The 1216-nt window shown below is 33.1% G+C and carries 1 protein-coding gene; it reads left to right on the forward strand.

Going from position 1 to position 1216, the window contains the following annotated elements; all coding sequences use genetic code 11:
* Positions 1–243 precede the first annotated feature (243 nt).
* Entirely contained in the window at positions 244–1155 is a 912-nt protein-coding gene (locus HUN22_RS17135) for a LysR family transcriptional regulator (RefSeq protein WP_017399014.1), read from the forward strand.
* Positions 1156–1216: the final 61 nt, after the last annotated feature.

The following is a 1216-nucleotide window of genomic DNA, read 5'->3' on the forward strand; positions in this document are numbered from 1 at the left end:
GTCATAGAATCAGTCCTTAATCATATTTTTCCAAATAAACCTGATCAATCCTATTTGCTAGAACAGGTTAAAAATCAACAATGATATCAATAACTTTTGACCGAAAAATTGATATATTTTGATAAAGCATCACGTAAATAAGAACCTTATCTATAACTTTCCATACAAGTTCCGTTCATTACGTCTGAATTCATTGTTATATAATCACCATCTTTATGGAATAGGATTTAAACACTATCAGATATGAATGAAATTAATATCGCACAAATCGACTTAAATCTTTTGAAGTGCTTTGAAGTCCTATATGAAGAGCAGAATGCTTCTCGTGCAGCGGAACGTTTAGGAATTACTCAATCTGCAGTCAGTGCATCTTTAAGACGCCTTAGGGATATTTACCAAGATCCACTTTTCCAACGGACTGGCCGAGGACTTGCGCCAACTACTAAAGCTCATGCTTTAAAACCATTGGTCAGCAACGCCTTAAATATTTTTAGAGAAACACTGCTATCTCTACCAGATAATACCAATACCTTACAGCAACGAATTATTACTCTTGGTATGTCAGATGATTTTGAAATTGCATTTGCACAAGAGATTATTGAGCAAGTTAGATTAAAATTTCCGCATTATAGAATCGTGATTAAACAAACATATATGCATATTATTGCTGAAATGTTAGTAAAACATAATGTTGATATTGGTGTAACTTCTGGTGGAATCTACTACCACTCTTTGTACCGAGAATTAATGATTTTAGGTGATTACTCTTGTTTAGTCACTCATCCTGAAGATGCTGTTGATCTGACCTTGGAAAAGTTTTTAGGTTTTGAACATCTATTAATTTCTAATACAGCACAGATCGGAATTGTTGACGAACATTTAACAAAATTAAATAAAACCAGACACATATTTGCATCCACCTCTCATTTTGCAGCCGTTCCTTGGTTATTAAAAAGGAAAGGAACGGTTTGTACGCTTCCAACCCATGCTGCAAGAAAAATTTCTGAAATTGTACCCTCACTAATTTATACAAAATGTCCAATTTCAATACCGACCTACCCGATGGTTCTTTCATGTAGAAAAACATCTCTAAAAGACAAAGCTATTTTGGATGTACAAGAAGTGATTAGGTCAGTTATTAATAATTACAAATAACTTTAATCTTAAAGAATTGTCGTTTTCGGTGAAATAAACTAAATATCAGTTTGTCTAAAAT

Origin of the sequence: Acinetobacter lactucae, assembly GCF_013344765.1 — a bacterium.
Taxonomy (GTDB): Bacteria; Pseudomonadota; Gammaproteobacteria; order Pseudomonadales; family Moraxellaceae; genus Acinetobacter; species Acinetobacter lactucae_A.